This is a genomic window from Paenibacillus sp. BT-177 (assembly GCF_025846815.2).
Taxonomy (GTDB): Bacteria; Bacillota; Bacilli; order Paenibacillales; family Paenibacillaceae; genus Paenibacillus; species Paenibacillus polymyxa_C.
In genome coordinates this window covers 68465-85964 of the sequence record NZ_JAOYTP010000015.1, presented here as the reverse complement: position 1 = coordinate 85964, position 17500 = coordinate 68465, and the positions used below count along the sequence as shown (strand labels likewise).

Here is a 17500-nt window from a genome sequence, read left to right as displayed (position 1 = left end):
GGCGTAGTCCTTCCTTGACGTTCTTGACACGCTGTCCCACATTCCGGTCCTCGCCCATATCCAGGACAACTGGGAATTGGCTGGTAAACCAACCGACCGTGCGCGTAATATCCATATCCAGCAAAATGGCTTCCCGTCCGTGACCCTCCAAGTTTACAAGCACCTGACGGATGCCTGCCCACTCCTGAATGGCGATGCCCAAAGCTGTCAGCAGTAGGTCGTTTGCTTCTGTACTGTAGGCCCGATGAGCTTGTTTCAAGAATTGTTCCGTTTCTTCGACCGTCCACGCTACGGTCAGTGTTCGATCATCACGAAGCTGTGGCTTGGCCTGAGATTTACGAGTGTAATCCTTAGGCAATGCCTCTTGAGCAGCACCAGCTCGCTCCACCTGCTCCCAATACGCACGTTCCTTCTCCAACGCGGTGCTGTTCGCATAAGCTGCCAGTTGATCTGCCCACAGGCGGAAGGAATCCGTCTTATTCGGCAAGCGGACAGACTCGTCCCGTAAAGCCTGCTCATAGCCGGATGCCAGATCCTCCAGCAAAATACGCCATGATACGCTGTCGACCACCAAATGGTGGATTGTCACCAACAAATGGTCTCCATCAGTACAACGGAACAGAGCGAGCTTTACCAGCGGTCCTTCAGACAAGTTTATGTTGTTTTGAATTTCAGTTGCTTTCGTTTCAATCTTCGTGCTCAGGGTGACTTCATCCGTCAAATCCCTAAAGTCCAGCACGTCCAGATGATACGGCTCGCCTTCCTGTATTCCGCGATTCCACGCTTGGTAGCCTTGCTCGGTCTTCCTGAACACCATCCGCAGTGCATCGTGGTGCTCCGTCAACTGGATTAGCGCTTGATGCAAAGCAGCTTCGTCAAAGCCCTGCTCCCGGTGCAGCATAACCGCCTGATTAAAATGATGCGCGTCCACTTGCTCCTGTTCAAAGAACCAATGATGGATCGGAAGCAATGCCGTTTCCCCGCTCACTTCTCCCTGATCTGCCATACGACTTGTCATAAGTGGTGCCAATGCTGCGATGGTTGGACACCGAAGCAGATCCTTCATATCCAGCTTGTAGCCTGCCTGGAACGCACGGGATACGATTTGAATCGCCTTGATCGAATCGCCGCCCAGGTCAAAGAAATTGTCCAAAATACCGACGGTTGGCACGCCCAGGACGGACTGCCAGATCGTTACGAGTGCCTGTTCCCGCGCAGTATGGGGCGCTTCATAATCCGATCCGCTTTGCTGACTGCCTTCCGGTGCTGGCAGGGACTTGCGGTCGATTTTACCGTTCGGTGTCAACGGCATCTGCTCCAACTGAATGAAATACGACGGCACCATATAGCTTGGTAGCTCCCGCCCCAGCTCATTTCTCAGTTCACTGGCTTCCATTGCTTGACTGGCCACATAGTATGCCACCATTTGTTTTTGGCCCGTTGTTTCGTCCACACGAGCCACGACGGCCGCTTCTCGTACCGACTCCACCTGCATTAGCTGCGATTCGATCTCGCCCAGTTCGATCCGGTAGCCCCGAATTTTCACCTGGTGATCCATCCGTCCCAAATATTCAATATTGCCGTCCAGTGTCCATCTCGCCAAATCGCCTGTACGGTACATCCGTTCATAACCTGCTTTATCTCCGGCAAACGGATTTTTCACAAATTTCTCTGCCGTCAGATCTTCGCGATTCCAATACCCACGGGCCAAACCTTCCCCTGCAATACATAACTCACCTGGCATACCAATTGGCTGTAATTCCCCATTCGCATTCATGATAAATATTTGGGTATTCGCAATAGGACGTCCGATATTAATTTCTTGAGCATGAGTCAGTTCCTGTACGGTCGACCAAACCGTCGTTTCTGTAGGTCCATACATGTTATAAATACGGGGACCATTTATTTCTTGCAGTGCTGCGAGCAGCTTGGAAGGAAGGGCTTCACCTCCCACCATGATTTCCTTTACGCCCCGCAGCGCGCGGGAACCAGCTTCATGATCCAGCAGCATCTGCAGCCGGGATGGTGTCATTTGCAACATCTCAATAGAATGATGGGTAATCAACTCACCAAGCGCCTGAGGATCCACTTGATGCTGGTGATCGCCAAGCACAACCGTCATTCCAGCCAATAGCGGTAAGATAGTTTCCAAGACGAAAATATCGAATGAAATGGTCGTGAGTGACAAAATGGTTTTACCAGCTTCAAAGTCAATGATTTCACGCATCCCGGTAATAAAGTTGAGTACCGAACGATGCTGGAGCATAACTCCTTTCGGATTACCAGTCGATCCAGAGGTATAGATGACGTAAGCCAAATGCTCTGGGTGAGAAATCACCTCCAGGTTGCAGCTGTCTCCCTGATACAATTCTGCATCCTCAAGAAACATGGTATTGGCCTGACAATGGTGCTCTTCTGCCAAATCACGACTGGTCAGAAGCACTGCAGCCTTGCTGTCTTCCAGCATGTATTCAATACGAGATGACGGAAATTCGGGATCAATCGGCACATAAGCACCGCCTGCTTTTAGAACAGCCAGCAGGCCTACGATCATTTCCACTGAGCGCTGCATCATCAGGCCGACCAGCTTGTCAGGTCCTACTCCCTGTGCTTGAAGCATTCGGGCCAATGAATTCGACCGTTCATTCAGTTCCCGATAAGTCAGACTCTGACTTCCAAACATAACCGCTGTCTGATCTGGTGTACATTCTGCCTGTTTCTCGAATAGCTCATGAATCCCCACATCGTCTGGAAAGGGAACTGTGGTCGCATTAAATACATTCATAATTTGTGCCCGCTCTTTGTCACTCATCAGTGACAACTCCTGAATCCGCTGCTGTGGCCCTTTCACCATATGCTCTACCACACTCAAAAATTGGTGAATCATTCGGGCGATTTCCTGCTCGCTGAACAGCTCGGTCCGATAATCCAGTTGCAATACAAGTTTATCGTCATCCAGCATGTCAATCATGGCAATATCAAAGTCACTCACCGTATCTCCGCAGAAATCGGTATGCACCTGCTGAACAGCTTCATCAAAACGAGAGAAGCTCAGCGTACGGTACTGAATGGTAACGCCAAACAGGCGGCCAATATCCGTGCCGCTTTGTTGTTCACGCAAATCCTGTATGATTTTGTTATACGGATAACGCTGATGCCGCAAAATGGACGACTGCTCCTTGCCAACACCCTGTAGGAAAGTAAGCAGCTCGGATTCCGGCTCAACTTGCAAACGTGTAGCCACAGTGCTAACGAACATGCCCATTGTATTTTTTTCCTTCTTCAACGTACGGTTAGCATACAATGTACCAACCGTTAAATCTTGTTCACCTGTCGTTTTATGTAAATAAATATACAGAGCAGCCAGAAAAAATGTAAAAATACTGATGTTGTGCGCCTCGCAAAAAGCCGTGACACCACGATATAATTCGTGCTCCAGTGTATAGGTCTCCCGGCGTGCAGCCGTGCTTACTGTGAGCGGATTGTACGATTTTAAACCTGTAACCTCCGGCAAATTGGCAAATTTCTCCGTCCAGTGCATCTTATCCTTTTGATAGCGTTCTGATTGCTCATAGCTTTGCTCTGTCTGAATAAAATCGAGATATGAGTTCGCTGGGACCGGCGCATCTGAACCTGTACCATGCACAATATTCATATAATTTCCCGTAATTTCATTAATGGCCTGCTCCATGGTAACGCCGTCAGAAATAATATGATGCATCTTGAAACTAAACCAGGTATCTTCTGCCCCCAGCTGCAAAATAACAAACCGATACAGCTGCGAATCCAGTAAGGGGAACGGCTGTGCGTTATGATGGCTCACCCATAGCTCAGCTTCCTCCTGGGTTACCTGAAGGGTTTCTATGCTTTGAGTAGCAAACGGCTCAACATATTGATAGGGAATGCCGTCCCGAACCGTGATTTTGATACGAAAAGAATCATTTCGTGCAATAACCCGGTTCATTGCCTGCTGCAATGCATCTATGCGAACCGTTCCCTTGATTTTAACAGTAGTAATAATCGTAGACGTGTTGCGATTGGGATACACAAGCTCCGTGTACCAAATACGTTGCTGTGGCTGGCTTAATGCAAACAATTGAACATCGTGCTGAGTCATACGTACCTCTCCTCGCAAAATAGATATGTGTAAAAGTAACTCTGCTAAAATGACCGCCCTTGGCAAGAAACGGTCATGCGATCCTTTTTTCCGGCATTGAATTACCAATGGAAGTCGGCAAAAGCGACCACTCCTGATATACCATTGAGATCTGAGTTCGCATACTTGTTGTAGCAGTTTGATGATCGTGCTTTTGCCGCCACGGCACGCGACGACAATCGTTACCGTTTCTCCTTCTCCTATCTGAAAGCTGGTTTCCTTCAGCCCCCCGGAGCTTCGAAGAGCTGATTTTAATCGAAATAAGCACATCTTCTTTTTCATCGCTCACACTTTCGCAGTGCAAGCTTTTTTTAGTTGGGCGGTCATGGTGAAAAAACTCTGACTCTGGATGTATGAATATGTGCATGGAATGGGAACATTTTCGAATTATGCTGTGAGTGCATCTTGGTGGTGGGTTGTAGAATGGTTGCCGCAATGTTAACAACGTAGTATGTCGTGATGTGTGCTGTCTGAATCTTGGCTTGAGGGTATCGATGCTACGAGACGCATGAACTGCTGCAGCGTGATTAGGAGCGTAATTCTAGGCTGAAAGGAGCTAAAAATACTCACGACTGCGCTTATGACTTCCTGATTTTGTACATGGATGAATTACAGTACTTCTTCCGGTGTTCTCTGCATCAAACGAAGCTCTTTGGTGAAAGATTAATCTGAATAAAATTGGAGTTGTCTTTGGAATACGGAAGACGTGGACGGATTTACCGGAAATTTTTAAAAACCAAACAAGAGACGACCGAGTTGCCATACAAATTTCTCACATCCTCTTTCCGTCCACAATATAACAATAAATCCTTATATATCTTCTTTTCTCCCAATACTTTCTAGCTATTTTAAATATACAAACTTTAAAACCGATTAACATGGGACATAAGTTCTAATTTGATAGATTTCATAAAATTAATAAACAGCCCATATTATTCTATTATTTTTATATATTTAAATGCAAGAATTCCACTTTTTTATTAAATTGAATACTAACTACGACAAGTTAATGTGATTTAGAACAAATTTTTTGATTTTATAATCGATAAAATAAAAATGCTGTGTGCTTGCATGAAGTCCAAAACCCTTGTACCAAAACACATTTTACGTTACATATCATTAACACAAATATAACAAGCCGATCATGACACCATTCGACAAATCTCAACTTTTTCAGCAATATTCTTTAACTACCTAAATCATGGGATTTATTTACTCAAGCTGAATTAATTCAAAATTAATAACTCTTCACTTTTTAAATAGATAGTGATTTTTTTAGATCTTTTGAACTAATTACCGAGCAAAATTTTCTTTAAATTTCTCTCAGAATTTCGGTTTAGGTTAAATATTCTCTCATTTGAGCTATAAACTCTATTTTTTTATTAATAGAAACGTTTGGATTTTTCATTAAAAGTTTAGATTTTCAGAAAATTTATAACTTTTGGACCATTTCTTTTGTGAAACTTATTGACCCAAAAACATAAAATAGCAAGTCTCCATGTGGCAAGAAACTTGCTATTTTTTAAGTTTTGACGAGTTAATCCTTTAATAATGAAGTGAAGATTGACACAGCAAAAGTACTGAACATATTTGTCGTTGTGATGATTACTTTATACAAATCGAATCGTTTTTGTGATGAGCGCATCACGACCGAGTAAACCTTCTGCGCTGTGATCAGAAGGGATAAAACCTGCATACGCATGATTTTGTGGAAATTAACTATATGTATACAGGCAGCTGTGTTCCCAGTATATTAATAATGAAAAATCGAACTAAAAAAAGACCACATTATCATAATGGATAAGGATGCGGTCCAAAAGATTGACTATATTGGTGAAGAAGACATTTTGATAAAAATTTTAGTGCATGATAAATTTTAGAAAGTTACATCAACGTCCAAATGTCCTTTTTTTCTTAAAGTTAAGTGCACAGATTTTCATGAAAAAGCAGTCTTGTTCACAACCCCCGAAGCCCTTATATTGATCAGAACAATCGCTATATGGGATTAGCAAATAATTATATACCCTCTCTGGGAAGGAATTAATGGAGACACCCATGATGAGGAATATGGAAGACTTGGATCCATAGGGTATTGAAGATTTAAGTAGTTCGTTTATTCTATTTTCCTAGCAATAATGACCAGTTAGGGTCATTGTATCGTTTATCCACTACTTCCCTTACCAGGGTAAGCTCCTCTGGAATTGGATCTAGCTTCATAATCCGGAATTCGTAAGGCTGCTTTGCCCTACGATCCCCCATACTGATATATCCCTCTCTCCAATGATCAGTCAGCGTATTTTCAAACGATGATCCCCCCACCGCACTTACGTCATACTGCTTACCTGCTGAATCATATACTCTCCACTCCTCATGCATTATTTCATTATCCATCTTCCCGTAGAATGAGATGACAGTTTCATATGCGCCTTTGTTGACTTGCGATTTCTCAAGTGAAGCCCTAACCAACTCCAGTCTATCATTCATTATTTTAAAAGTTTTGGGCTTAGTCAGCTCCGATGGTCTAAAGGAAATCTTATTTCCGTCCATTTCTGCAACCGAATATGCATCCAGAACAAAGCGGTATGGTTTATCCTCAGGCAGGTACTTGAAGGTATAACTCCAATGCATTTTTCCGTTTCCAATAACTCTACTATCAGATGTCATTAAGCTGTCCCTGTAATTCTTTTTTCTTGGATTCACCGAGTGAATCTCTTGCCCATCCGTAGTTTCGAAATGAAAGCTCAACATCTGCTTTTTCCATAAATCACCGGGGGATCTTGTCATTGCCGCATCATCAAGTTCGGTCTCCAGTTCGAAACGTACTCCTTGCACCATTCTCGTTATTCTTTTTAATGTAACCGTCATTCCGTGCGACGTTGTGTAACTACCTTCCAGCTCCTCTATTTTGTTCTGCTTGTTTGCCTTTTTCATATCAATGTCAAAGCTAAAGTCCCAATTTCCTTTTATTAAGGTTTCGCTCCTTTGTCCAAGCGATCCAATACTCCCTTCTATCGTAATCTTGTCTGTTTTCAGCGGTTCACTAAAGAAATCAACCATATAATAAAAATCACTCGTGTACCCCATATCGTACATACTGCCCACTACGTTTCCTTTATCATCTTTGATCGTAATTTTATTCGCTTCGCCAATGGCCAGTTTGTGGCGATCATGCTTTCCATTTTCATCAAAAAGTTGAAGTGCAATGGTCACTCGGGTAGGATCAGCAACAGCTTCATTAATCACCAACGTGTAACCTTTGTCCTTCACCTTAATATGAGGATTAATCACCAATCCCAATTCCTGTGCACGCATAAGTCCGATATCCGGGTTGTCCTTGGCAAATAAAGACCTGAATACTTCGGCAAATGTAGGAACGGTAAAGATAGAAACTGCACCCAGAACGAAAAAGAAAGCAACGGCCGCTGCTGCCCATCTCCATCTTTTAAGGAAGGATCTCTTTTTCATATTCTGATCAGAAAGTGATGAAAGGGCGTATCCCAACGCGTTCTCTACTGTATTAGGAATGACCAGGTCTTGTGCTCTGGACTTTAGAAATTGTTTAAGCATAGGGTCAACCGGATCATGATAGTTCATACTTGGCTTCTCCCTCCCCAAGGGCTAACTCGGATAATTGCTGTCTGGCCCTAAATAAGCGTGATTTTACTGTCCCTTCGGATACATTAAGCACTTTGGATATCTCTTTGACCGATAAATCCTCAATATAAAAAAGCGTCACCGTAGTTTGAAGTTGTTCATCCAGTCCATCAATTACCTCAAACAGCTCGATTTGTTCATAATCACCCTTATATGATGACTTTCTTATATCATAAGGGACAGGGGATACTCTCTTCTTTTTCCTGATACTCCGATTACACTCGTTGATCAAAATCCGAATGATCCATGTTTTAAAATAAGCAGGCTCTTTCAGTCTATGTACATTTGAAAAAGCTTTGGCAATGGTCTCCTGTATAGCATCTGCACAATCTTCTTCGTTTTTAACGATTGATCTTGCTATTACATATAGGCTTTGTTGGACAGCTCGTATAACATCCACAAAAGCTTCCTTGTCTCCTTGTGTTGCAAGCTCTGCTTTCTCTGTTAAATCCATGCAATGGTTCCCCCTTTCCTTTTAAAGTTTAGCTATAAATTAGATCATCAAGGATTTGATTTGGTTCACAAGAAATTAAAAAAATTTCTCTTTTAAACAAAATGTATAAAATACGGTCCTATATAGAAACCGTTTAATATGGTAGATACCACTATCCTTTCCCACTACACAAAGCCGACTCTCGCTAATCTATACTCCTTCACATTGAGATTAGGGTTTCAATTAGTTATATTCATATAACTAATTCGAAGTAATCTAGCATGTATGAGGTTGTAAATATCTATTTAAGTGTATACAGCCCGAAAATTTTCTTATTTTATATGGACTAATATGTGAAACTACCGTAGTGGAATGAATCTCATATGTGATTTCGTAGAAGAAGATGGTGTTGGGGTTGTGTTACCGCTTTTTCATTCACATATTTCACAGTAAGAATGCAAGCATTCTCTATAACGACTAGCCGCCAGTGCAAACCAAGTAGTTTGATTAGCGAGGTAAGTATGATATCGGCTATGCCAGCAATAAATCTAGCAAAATTGAAAACCCAATATCCTTCCTCTTCCAAATCATCGTGTTTGATAAAATATCCAGCTCGTTCGTACTCCCGTGGTGCTAAGAAACCGTTCTTCTAGTTCGTAGCGAGCCACACTATGAACTAGAAGAACGGTTTTTGTTGATTGTATTACTGAATATTATGTGAAAGATTGCTTGTTACGAAATCAAACCACAACAGGAATAAGGAACAGTGACAAAACTGATCCAATTAAAGACAGTATATGATAACTGGAGTGTGCCACAACCATACCAGATAGTGCTCCTCCAGATGCTCTTGATAATGCAATCAGTACATCCACTGTTCCTTGAGTTTTTGCACGAACATTGGATGGGGTTGCCTCGACAATCGCCGCAGTCCCACTAATCAAACCAAAGTTCCAACCTCATCCCACAAGAGCCAGCGCAAGAGTAAATAAACCCATCGAATCACCAGTACGAAGGCAGCCAACAAACCAGACAACATCAAGGTAAAGCCAGAAGCATAAGCCATAAAAATGTATCCAAATTTATCAACGAGTACTCCTGTGATTACAGACTGTAAATACATAGAAGCCACGTGGATTCCAATAACAAGGCCGATTTCACTTAAATCATGACCATGATGTTGCATATGAACGGGAGCCATTGTCATGATCGCAATATAACAATTTGTGTTAGCACCATAACTGAGGCACCGATCATAATTCCTTTTTTTGAATACTGGTTCCTTCTTCATTTGAATTGCTACTGCTTGCTCCTTAGCCTTGGCCACAATCAAAGGACCTGGTTTCAAGAAAACAAGAAGTATAACGCCAGCTAAAATATATGCTATAGAAGCAAGTATGAAGGGGCCTTTTAATGCAGGAGCACCAAGTGAAATAGCTAGTTTCCCGGTGAGCTCTACAAGATTAGGGTCTGCAACAGTACCAAAGGTTGTGAATACCATTGCCATACTCATTGTTTTTGCACGTTGCGTGGGTAAAGCAAGATCCGTACCTGCGTAGCGTGCCTGCAAATTGGTTGCCGTACCCGCTCCATAAACCAACATTGAAATAAAGAGCAAAGGAATGCTGTTGATTAATGCTGCGAGGACAACACCAATAGCCCCAAAATCTCCTGTTAAGAATCCGGCAGCAAGTCCAGTCCGCCTCCCCAATCGTTGCGACAGTCGTCCTACCATGAGCGCTGCACCAGCAGAACCTAATGTAAAAAGGCCTGTGGGAACTCCCGAGAAACTGTCAATCCCTAGCATATCTTGTGCAAGCAACGACCTACGGGATGCCTGCAGCTAGGCCAGCTCCACCGCAAATTTGTGAAGCAACTACAACTTTCATTGTTCTGGCATGCACTGACGTTGCTTCAGTGGAATTTGTACAGATGTTTGCTTGTTTTCTGGAATCGTTTCTACCATTATTTTTTCCTAAATTACGAAAAGCCACTTTGTATACAGTTGAAACCCTATTCAGCTTCGAAGGAAACATGACCTTCAATTGTTATTTGAACATCTGCTTTTACTAGAAGTTGGTCAATTTGGCAATTTTCTTCGGCGTTTCGCATTAGGGTTTCTGCCATGCTAACATCTTGATTGGTTGCTTCTGATTTCTTTAAAACAATATGTGGACGATGAGTAATGCTCAATTGACCATTTGGAGCAGTGTTTCCTTCTGTATCCATGGATAATCCTGATACGGGAATACGATTTTGTTCCAACATATATGTCAAAGTCATTAGATAACAGGCTGCTGCAGAAGACATAAGAAGCTTTTTAGGTTCAACACCTTCCCCACTTCCTCCTTTTGAGACTGGGATAGCAATTTGAGTTTGGAAATTTTCGCTTTTAATGATGCCATTGCCTTTTGCATTTCCGTACCAAACTGTATTCAAACTAAGTTTTTGATTTGCCATATTGATGTTCTCCTTTAAGTTTATATATGCTACTCCTCAACATAGTAAACTGATCACTTGATCTGAACAGTTTTAATCTGATGATTGATTAAAATAAACCGAGATAGCGAGACTGCAATGTCGGTTTACAATTTTTAAGTATTAGCTTTTATTTCTTCAAAAGAGTTAGTTCGCACAACAGGGTTTCTAGAATGTACTATAAATGCGGATTTCCGGTTCAGCTTGAAGCAAGTCTTTGAGTCCAACAACAACGTCATTCGTGAAAGATCACTTTCTAGGTAGGCCTTAGCATCTGCCTCGCTAGTAAAGCCATGCAGAACCTGAACATCCTCGTCACGCACTAACAATTCTTTAGATACAGCACCAGAGATGCCTGAAAGAAAAGGCTCCTTATATGCTGTATAAACCTTTGTAGCCGCCTCGCGTTCTGGTGCATTGATTTTTAATGTGATTTGAAGATATGCCTTTGCCATGATTTCGAACCTCCATTAATTAATGTATCGATTATTAATAAATCAAATAATCAATCAATCAATCAATTAATTGAATTATATGTCATGCTTATTTCTTTCGTCAAGTATACATTCCCTACCTAGACTTTGATTACATTTAAGAACATGATACAATTTGAGTATTTAATTGATTCATTTTTGTAATAAATGATTGAAGATAGTTGTAGTCGTATGATAACGCTAAAAAAGCTCAGAATAGAGGTTGACCATCATGAAAGAACCATTGAGTTCAGCAAATGTATTAAAAGAAGATCTGTATAAACAACTTGCAAGAATCGGAAAATGTCTGTCGAGTGACAAGCGACTGGAGATTTTAAATGTATTGTCCCAAAGTCCAAAAACTGTAGAGAAATTGGCGGCATGTACAGGTATGAATATGGCCAATGTATCACGTCATCTTCAAATTTTACTTGATGCAAAACTTGTTAAATTCGCTAAAAGAGGGACTTATGCCATTTACTCACTAGCAGATCCGGAGATTATTGATTTCATGGCATCCCTTTGGCGCATAAGCGAAAAACAACTTCCTGATATCGCAAAATTGAAAGAGGATTTTCTGAACAACCTTGACGGCATTCAAACCTTGACTATGGATGAGGTTATGGAGAAAGTGAATAACGATTCCATACTATTGGTGGATCTACGTTCTAAAGAAGACTTTGAAATGGGTCATATATCCGGAGCAATTTCAATGCCAATGACCGAGCTTGATACATTGATGCAAGAACTCCCCAAAGATGCAGAAGTCATCGCTTACTGTCAGGGACCACTTTGTGTATACTCCGCACTGGCAGTTCAAAAATTGCAACAAGAAGGTTATAAAGCGTACCGCATGGATGAAGGGATCAATGAATGGCAAGGACATTTTCTGACCCACTAATCCTGCTTCCTATGTTTTAACTATAGATCTCCAAGCCATCACTTGGCTTGAGATCTTTTTTTATGAGCAAAATAGATGGAACGGTTTTGAATACAATACCTTGTCATAAAGATATTCAACATAGCAAAAACCACCTATCCATCTTTTAATGAATAAGTGGTTTTGCAACGGTAGATTCACATCTTAAACTTTTTTATTGAGTCAAAGTCGCCATGTAGTTTAAGACAAGCGAATCAAAATATCCTTTTTCACTTGAAGTTCTGGATAACAACTGGGCACCTTGTACAAATGCAATTAGGATCTTCGCTTGTTCCAAAGCAGCGTTAGAAAATGTAAATTCGCCAGCCGATTTGCCTTGATCAAGCACATTCTCAACCCATAGTGTGTTGGCGTCAAAAAATAAGTTTAACTCATCTCGAATTTCAATTGGAAAAGAGTTCAACTCAGCAGCCATCATTGAACATAAACAAAGCTTGGTATTTTTGTCCAAAGGTTCACGATATAACAAAAAAAAAGATTGTATCTTTTGTCGCCAACTCAGAGGTTGATCGTTAATTTGTTGAAGCTTGTCCATGAACTCTCGACGGTATCGATTCAGAACAGCTTGCACCAGATCCTGTTTAGACGGAAAGTGGTAATGTATACTTGCTTTCCGAATGCCTATCGCTTCAGCAATGTCAGCATAGCTAAAGCCATTGTATCCTCGCTCTTGAACCAAGGTGAGGCCTATGTCCATAATTTCTTGTACAGTGTTTTTCTTGATATTCATAAATGAAATCTACCATTCAGTAAGTATACTGTCAAGGTATCCTCCTCCCCTCAAAGAATCACCTCGACGGTCATGTATGACTACGTTCGCTCCTTTTTCAAAAAACGTTATGCGCTAGTCTTTCCACTCCCTGTTCCTCTCCCTATTACAACCCCGAGTTGCTCTTCAACCAAAAATCGTTTAATTGTTGTAAACGAGCTGCAAGAGGTCCCAACTGAACAAATCTACCTTCACGGAACGACTCTCTTTGATCAATGAACATAATTATTGTAGGTACTGAGAAGATTAAAAATTTGCCTACAACCTCTTCTACATTACTTGTGTCAACATGAGCAAGTTTTATAGAAGGAAATTTAGTAAGCAAATCTTTTAATTTGGGATAAACAGAGTGACATACATTGCAATTCTCCTGAGAAAAATACAACATACTTAGTTGGTTGTTTTGAATAAAAGCATCTATCTCTTCTATTGATAATAATTCTTTATTCATTTATTAAATTATCCTTTCAGGTTGTTCTTTTATACCAAACCCTTTTTTCAATAAAATTCAATTTATAACCCCTTTCAATCGAATATTTTTCTTATGATAATTGTTTGATGACTTCATTGACAACTCTTTCGGCTGATCGAAGGGCACCTTCAAGATGACCGCCTTGCCTATAAGCTGTTTCAGTTCCAGCAAAATAAATATTTTGCACTGAGCCCTTTCCGTCGATGATAGGTCCGTAACTCGGATAATCAAGAAGTGGATCTGTATCTTCCTCTACAGCTGTATACTCATCAAAGGACCAATCTTTAAATAAAGTCCCTTTTACATGTTTTGCTGCTGGGCCGAAAAGGCGTGTCAATTGTTCCAACACAAGCTCAAGTAATTGTTCTTTACCCATATTCAAACGAGTTTTTGCAGGAAGACCAAAGAAACCAAAAAGTGCGCCAGAACCTGTAGAAGGCGAGGCATCATGAATTTCCCTCAAAGGTCCAACCCAACTCGATACGAATCCAGAGAGACCTTGGTCACGCCAGAAGGGGGTGTCATAAACAGCAATAACCTTAGCTTGACTGGCCATCCAAGTTGGCTTATTCATTAAATTCGATTTTAGTTCAGCAGAAAGTTTGGGGAAGAACATAATATTTCGTTCAACGATCCGTGGGGGTAGAGCAACTATAACCGAACTTGCATGAAAGTTCCCTGCATCAGTTTGAATCTTCACCCTGCTATCGTCCTCCTGATGAATAGAAGTTACTTTGGTATTCAGATAGATTGCTTCTGATGGTATTTGGGCAGCCAGTGCATCAATTACAGACTGAACTCCGCCTATAAACCGAAGTGAATATTCCATCGCTTCTGCGGGCAAATCATGCTGTTGCGGTGGTGTGTTTCTGGATCGTTCTACTAGCATTCTTCCTCCATTATACTGCTCAAACGTCTGCAAGCTGAGTTCCTCGACTAGTTGGTTCATTGCTATCTCATAACGAGGCCAGTACCACGTTGGCCCAAGATCGAATTTCCCAAGCTCAGGCTTACCCTCAATCTCTACACTCAAGCCTCTTCCTCCAATACGATTTCGTGCTTCCAAGACGATGTATTTTATTCCCTGTGTATTGAGCAAGGTAGCTGCACGAAGTCCACATAAACCTGCACCAACTATTATTACAGGGGCATCCCTATTCAATTGAGTTTCCATACTTTGCTCCTTTAGATAGATAAAAGTTCTTCTTTCGAAGGTCTAACCCTAATAGTGAATGAGAGAAAGGCTAACCTAATTAAGGCCGGCCCCAAAGAATTATCGAAGACGTGCAGTAACACCGCCATCCAAAGGCATGACTACACCAGTAATCCAAGATGCCGAATCACTAGCCAAAAACAAGATCGCTTCTGCGACATCCTTCGTTGTGCCATTTCGTCCGATGGGGTGAAAGGCATTAAAACTTGGTAGTACTTCTGCCACTTGTTCTTCACTCATAAATGTATTGTAAATCGGAGTTTCGACGACAGCGGGAGCCACTGCATTCACTCGAATGTGATCCCCAGCCAATTCCACAGCTAAATTTCTAGTCAGTGCGTGTCTTCCTGCCATGGCTGCTGAATATGCAGACGATGGCGTCGATTCAACCGCTTGAATCGCCCACATTGACCCGGTATTCACGATCGCTCCCCCGCCTCTTTTTTTCATTTCCGGAATCACAGCTTGCGAAGGATAAAACGTCCCTTTAACGATGGTATCCAGATATGATTGCAGATCATCCGCAGTGTGGTCCATGAAAGGGGTTGGATTGAATTTTCCTGTGTTATTCACCAGTATATCTACTCCACCAAACGCTTCTACAGCAGCTTGGACCAGTTTTTTCGACGTTTCTGGCAAACTAATATCACCTGATACAACAATCACTTTTTTACCGGATGGGTCAATTTCCAAAGCGGTCTTCTTTAATACATCCTCTCGACGGCCATTTATGACTACGTTCGCTCCTTCTTCATAAAAGCGTTGTGCTGTAGTCTTTCCAATTCCTGTTCCTCCGCCAGTTACAATCACTGTTTTGTTTTCAAATTTCATTTTAACATCTCCTTGTTTTTTTACCTACTAGTTGGTAGTTGATTGACAAAAATATTGATTTTTCTACATCGTTTAAAAATAATCGGCAACATGTTTAGAGTTGTTACCGATTATCTGATTCGTTAATTCATAAGTTTAAGAATTTTTGCCTCGAGAACATCTCTTTGGTTAATCCCAATCATTGTATCCATCAGTTTACCATCTTGGAACAAAAGCAACGCCGGAATGCTTCTAATTCCAAAACGCGTGGCTAACTCCGTCTGTTCATCCACATTAATAGTAGCAATAGTCGCTTTTCCCTTCAGATCATCGGCCAATTGATGAATGATAGGAAGTTGAATTTGACAAGGACCACACCAAGGTGCCCAAAAATCAACCAGGGTTATTCCAGACTGAATTTGGTTGTTGAAAGTCTGATTAGTTAATGCAGTTGCACTCATAAGGATTACCTCCAATATATTCCAACCAATAAATTGTTCAATTGAATAATTGAATTATAAATTGAACAATAATTACTGTCAAGTAAAGATTCAAGTTCATTTTTCCTTGGCGAGCTTTTATTTGGCTTTGTTTTCAGCAGACATACTTAAAACTGCCCGAAACCGTGTTTTTGCTGCCATCATTTTTTCATACGCTTCGCTTGCCCGTTCTAAAGGAAAAACTTCAATTATAGGTCGGACATCAGTCAAGACGCTAAACCGGACCGCAGCTTCAATTTCTTTGGCTTTCCCAGTAAATGATCCCTTCACTGTATGGGGACCTTTCAAGAAATCCATAGCTGACAATTCTAAACGTTCTCTGGATCCAGCTACGATAATAAGCTCACCTTCTGTCGCTAGTCCATTAACCAAAGAAGATATCACTCCGGCGTTTGGCGCTGTGGCAAGAATGACTTTAGCTCCACCTAATGCTTTCAAAGCTTTAGCAGGATCCTCTTTTTCGGAATCGATGTAAAAATGTGCCCCGAGTTCTTTTGCTAGATTTTCTTTATGCACTCCTCGGGATATAGCAACTGTCTGATATCCAGCTTTCTTGGCGTATTGCACAGCAAGATGGCCCAATCCACCAATGCCGGAAATGGCAACCAAGTCGCCTGGACGTGCAGAGCTGTTTCGCAGCGCACTAAATGTTGTTTCACCAGCACACATTAAAGGTGCTGCTTCTTCAGAAGAAACTTCATCGGGAATAAGAATCAGGGCTTCTTCAAAAGCGACCATATACTCCGCGTAACCACCATCCATAGTCAAGCCCGTTACATGATCGTCTCCACTATGATATCCCATTCCTACACGTTGCCCGATCTCCCATTTTGTGAATTCATCTCCTAGTTGTTCAACTATTCCAATTACTTCATGACCGGGTATTCTTGGATACTCTGGGGCAGCTCCACTAATCGTGCTTGCGTCCCCACTACACACCCCGCATGCTTCAATCCGAAGAAGTACTTGCCCTTGGGCTGGAACAGGTATAGGGATTTCAACTAATTTCATCGGTTCACCTTTAGCAGGAACTTGAATTGCTTTCATATATTTCACCTCTTTATCCCCTGAGATTCAGTTTTCGAACTTATTTTAGTATAAACAAGCACATTTTATTATTCAATTAAAAAATTGAATAATAAAATACCAGGGGACATTACCGTTACATTGTTTACCGATAGGCTGCCTAATTGATTTCTTTCTCTACCGGGATACTAGTAAATCTTATTTAAGTGCTTTCAACTGTACAGGACAAGAACATTGTTCTTTTGATGCGAATCAATTTTTTATATATGCCTCACCGACTTTTGAAGTATCTTATATTCATCAGTTTGGTTACTCATGAGCATCATCGCCAGGTTTCCATGTAATAAATAATCCCTTTTAGGCTCAGATGTAGTTTTGGGTCGTCTTCTTCTAATTTAAAATCATTGAAGTTGTGTAGGAACTTCGTAATGATGGGAATCCGTATGATCTTCTGAAAAATATTTTTTTCCCCCTGATAAAACGTCCCTTTTGAGTTGAGGCAAATAAGTTTTCAGCATAAGCTCCATGTCTTTTTTTGTTACTGGCTTTGCTTCGGTATGGAAAGAAGTCTACAAG

14 protein-coding genes are annotated in these 17500 nt (G+C 41.5%); 1 reads left to right on the top strand and 13 read right to left on the bottom strand.

Annotation, left to right across the window (positions count from 1 at the left end; translation table 11 throughout):
* From OIU26_RS24620 to OIU26_RS24590, 7 genes are all read right to left on the bottom strand, one after another.
* The coding region (locus OIU26_RS24620) for an amino acid adenylation domain-containing protein (protein ID WP_264218327.1) at positions 1 to 4117 on the bottom strand (4117 nt) is incomplete at its 3' end.
* A 2157-nt stretch (positions 4118 to 6274) separates the two neighbouring features.
* Positions 6275 to 7750, bottom strand: a complete 1476-nt coding sequence (locus OIU26_RS24615) for a DUF4179 domain-containing protein (protein ID WP_264218326.1) — start codon at positions 7748 to 7750, stop codon at positions 6275 to 6277.
* Entirely contained in the window at positions 7737 to 8264 is a 528-nt protein-coding gene (locus OIU26_RS24610; protein ID WP_264218325.1) for a sigma-70 family RNA polymerase sigma factor, read from the bottom strand. The genes OIU26_RS24615 and OIU26_RS24610 overlap by 14 nt, the downstream gene beginning before the upstream one ends.
* Before the next feature lie 719 nt (positions 8265 to 8983).
* Positions 8984 to 9187, bottom strand: coding sequence for a hypothetical protein (locus tag OIU26_RS24605; protein ID WP_264218324.1), 204 nt, complete (start codon positions 9185 to 9187; stop codon positions 8984 to 8986).
* Positions 9184 to 10065 carry an MFS transporter gene (locus OIU26_RS24600; RefSeq protein ID WP_264218323.1) on the bottom strand — a complete coding sequence of 294 codons (882 nt, stop codon included), beginning with the start codon at positions 10063 to 10065 and terminating at the stop codon, positions 9184 to 9186. The genes OIU26_RS24605 and OIU26_RS24600 overlap by 4 nt, the downstream gene beginning before the upstream one ends.
* Before the next feature lie 191 nt (positions 10066 to 10256).
* A complete protein-coding gene (locus tag OIU26_RS24595; protein ID WP_264218322.1) occupies positions 10257 to 10703 on the bottom strand; it encodes an OsmC family protein in 447 nt (148 codons plus the stop codon).
* Between the two features lie 134 nt (positions 10704 to 10837).
* Positions 10838 to 11176, bottom strand: coding sequence for a hypothetical protein (locus OIU26_RS24590; protein WP_264218321.1), 339 nt, complete (start codon positions 11174 to 11176; stop codon positions 10838 to 10840).
* 250 nt (positions 11177 to 11426) lie between these two features.
* Between OIU26_RS24590 and OIU26_RS24585 the strand changes: the two genes are divergently transcribed.
* The gene (locus OIU26_RS24585; protein WP_040101328.1) at positions 11427 to 12095 is read left to right on the top strand and encodes an ArsR/SmtB family transcription factor; all 669 of its coding nucleotides are present in this window, start codon (positions 11427 to 11429) and stop codon (positions 12093 to 12095) included.
* A 193-nt stretch (positions 12096 to 12288) separates the two neighbouring features.
* Here OIU26_RS24585 and OIU26_RS24580 read toward each other — a convergent pair whose 3' ends face one another.
* From OIU26_RS24580 to OIU26_RS24555, 6 genes are all read right to left on the bottom strand, one after another.
* On the bottom strand, positions 12289 to 12864 hold the full coding sequence (locus OIU26_RS24580; protein ID WP_264218320.1) for a TetR/AcrR family transcriptional regulator: 576 nt from the start codon (positions 12862 to 12864) through the stop codon (positions 12289 to 12291).
* A gap of 145 nt (positions 12865 to 13009) precedes the next feature.
* Positions 13010 to 13354, bottom strand: a complete 345-nt coding sequence (locus OIU26_RS24575; protein ID WP_264218319.1) for a thioredoxin family protein — start codon at positions 13352 to 13354, stop codon at positions 13010 to 13012.
* 91 nt (positions 13355 to 13445) lie between these two features.
* Positions 13446 to 14549 carry an FAD-dependent oxidoreductase gene (locus OIU26_RS24570; RefSeq protein WP_264218318.1) on the bottom strand — a complete coding sequence of 368 codons (1104 nt, stop codon included), beginning with the start codon at positions 14547 to 14549 and terminating at the stop codon, positions 13446 to 13448.
* 99 nt (positions 14550 to 14648) lie between these two features.
* The gene (locus OIU26_RS24565) at positions 14649 to 15419 is read right to left on the bottom strand and encodes a glucose 1-dehydrogenase (protein WP_264218317.1); all 771 of its coding nucleotides are present in this window, start codon (positions 15417 to 15419) and stop codon (positions 14649 to 14651) included.
* 122 nt (positions 15420 to 15541) lie between these two features.
* Positions 15542 to 15859 (bottom strand): thioredoxin, encoded by a 318-nt coding sequence (gene trxA / locus OIU26_RS24560; protein WP_058831444.1) that lies wholly within the window; start codon positions 15857 to 15859, stop codon positions 15542 to 15544.
* Positions 15860 to 15976: 117 nt separating this feature from the next.
* Entirely contained in the window at positions 15977 to 16945 is a 969-nt protein-coding gene (locus tag OIU26_RS24555) for a zinc-binding dehydrogenase (protein WP_264218316.1), read from the bottom strand.
* Between the last annotated feature and the right edge of the window lie 555 nt (positions 16946 to 17500).